This is a genomic window from Halomicrobium sp. HArcel3, assembly GCF_058933135.1.
Map to the genome: position 1 here is coordinate 1 of NZ_JBZYDN010000018.1, position 2,833 is coordinate 2,833.

General features: G+C 59.2%; 2 protein-coding genes. Both read left to right on the forward strand.

The window, feature by feature from the left end:
- On the forward strand, positions 1 to 1,217 hold a 1,217-nt coding region (locus AC5FRV_RS20795), incomplete at its 5' end, for a BGTF surface domain-containing protein (RefSeq protein WP_493562998.1).
- 427 nt (positions 1,218 to 1,644) lie between these two features.
- Positions 1,645 to 2,833, forward strand: a 1,189-nt coding sequence (locus AC5FRV_RS20800; RefSeq protein ID WP_493562999.1) for a DUF7827 domain-containing protein, incomplete at its 3' end; no start/stop codon positions are given.

Genomic DNA, 2,833 nt, shown 5'->3' on the forward strand with positions numbered 1-2,833 from the left:
ACACTGCAGGATCCGGCGCTCCTGATGATCAGAAGGTCTGGGCAGAGGACGACGACGACACCGTCACCTTCCAGAAGGAAGGCGGTTCCTACACTAACGCTGACCCCGCTGGTGACAACATGCTCGGCGCGACCGAGTACGACATGAACGTCACGACGGGTCTCAACGCCGAGGTGACCGAGGCTGACGAGGTCGGTGCGCTCTCGCTGCAGGAGCGCTCGACCAGTAACGTCACGACCTGGACGGCACCCGCCGGTACTGACTTCGGCGACTGGGACGAGGGCACGATCGCGGCTGCGGCCGGGTCGAACCTGACCCAGTCCGAGGAGGTCGCAAACACGTCCGATCACAGTGACTTCGCGGTCATCCAGGTCGAATCCTCTGGCCTCGAAGGCGCCTTCGCTAGCACGAACGACGATGCCACTCTCGCCTTCCTGAACAACGGCGAGACTTCGTTCGAGGTCGAGCGAACTAACACCGGTCCGAACGCACCCGAAGAGACGCTCAACCTCGCCGCTTCGAACATGACGGTCGTTGACGATGCTAACAACGACACGTACTACGTTGCAATCGACACCGGTGCAGTCGGTAACTTCGATAGTGACGGCGCGTACGAGGCGAACTTCACGGTCAACGCCGGGAGTGAGCTGAACACGAACGACGACGACCCGGAGACGGAGACGTCGTCGTTCGAGGTCATCGACGGCGAATCCAGCCTCGACACGAACGAGGACGACCTCGTGCTCGTCGAAGCCGCGGATAACCAGACGGTCTCCGGGACGTCCACGTGGGCACCGGGCACCGAACTGGAGATTCGGATCAGCTCCGACGACTCCACGAGTCCGTTCCTGACCCGTCCCGAGGCTACGGTTCAGCCTGACGGAACGCTCAGCGTGAGCACGGACTTCAGCGACCTCAGCGAGGGTACGAACCTGACGCTGGAACTCGACCGTGAGTCTGACGACTGGGACGGTCAGGTCGTTGCTGAAGGCGAACTCGGTGGCGAGACCGAGACGGAGACGGTAACCGAGACGGTCACCGAGACCGAGACGGACACCGAAACCGACACGGAAGCGCCTGACACCGATGCGGACACCGACGAGCCTGACACGGAAACCGACACGCCCACTGACGACAGCGGGCCCGGCTTCACGGTCGTCGCGGCTCTCGGTGCCCTCATCGCTGCGGCACTGCTGGCAGTCCGCCGCAACAACTGAGGTAGCTAACTACCGGACTCTGTCCGGCTCCTGAATTTTCGATTTTTCTTCGACGCCAACTGACGAGCGGTAGCTGTGGCGATATTTCATACCAAGTAGTCAACAGAACCGCATAATAGGCTGATCCGGATCGCGGGAATTCTCTGCCGAGACAGGAACTAACGCCAGTTCGTTACTTCTCTCCGATATAATTAGAAGCATAACATATGTTCCCAAAGCGGGCGAAATCCGGCGGTAGAGGCCTTGAGGGGCGGTGTCAACACTCCCACATTACCACAAAGGATTTATAACACCCACCATACCGTTTGAATGTACCCCTACCCATGGTGGCATCAACGAGTACTCCTATTCGGTCAAAAACACGCCGCTCGGACGGCCGAACGGGACGAAAGCTGTTGTCGCCGCCCAATCGGACAATCAACAACCTATGACAACGACAAACGACAAACTTCGTAGCCTGTTCCTGGCTACGCTGATGGTCTTCTCGGTCTTCGCGATGACCGTCGCGCTGCCCGGCTCAGCTGCTGCGAATCACGCTAACGTAACTTACGAGGTGGATGGATCGTCCACGAACCTCGTGTACGCTGGTCAGACCGTCAATGCGACAGGTCTGGATCAGGGTGTAGATTATCAACTGCGTAGTGTCGACGACACAGATGGTACGACCATCACGGATAGCTCTCACGAACGGAACTACAATTCCGGCTCGAACGGAGCGATCACCATCGAGACGGATGACCTCGGTGAAGGTGATTACTTCCTCACCACCGGTGGGGAAACCGTCGACACCTCCACTTCGTTCGAAGTGACCGAGCAGACGCTCGATGTCGACTTCGATGACACCAACGTCACCGACGAAGAGGGGAACGCGGAGTACGAAATCAGTTCCAACCGGAACGACTTTGCGCTCAACATCTCCGCTGACGGCGACCTCAGCGCGAGCGAACTGAACGCTACCTTCAACGACGAGGGTAACACTGACGGGTTCGAGGCCTCCAACATCGACGAGGACGACGACGAGGACCGTATCACGATCAGCGGAGCCACGCGTGGTGACTACGAAGCGAACTTCTCTGGCGTAGACGCTGGCCAGTACACGTTCGACTTCGAAGCTGACGACACCACCGCCAGCTCCAGCGCCTCGGTCAACGTGAGCGAGGCTGGTGACGGCGACATCCAGTTCGAAGAAGACGTCGTCCAGGACCAGGTCGGTGACGTCGCCGACATCACCCTGCAGATGGAGAACACCGACGAAGGGACGATCGTCATCGGTAGCTCGGACCAGAACTACTGGATCAAAGCGAACGTCGAAGACGGTGACGACGACGGCGAAGTCACCGTCCAGTTCAACACCTTCGCTGCAGGCTCCCCGAACGTTTCTGAGTCGACAAAGATTTCGGCTGACGACTCCGACGACTCCGTCGATTACATCGACGAAGGAGGTTCGTTCAACGGGAGTAATGCACCGACCGGTTCAGACATCCTCGGAGCGACCGAGTACGACATGAACGTCACGACGGGTCTCAACGCCGACGTGACCGAGGCTGACGAGGTCGGTGCGCTCTCGCTGCAGGAGCGCTCGACCAGTAATGTCACAACTTGGACGGCACCGGCTA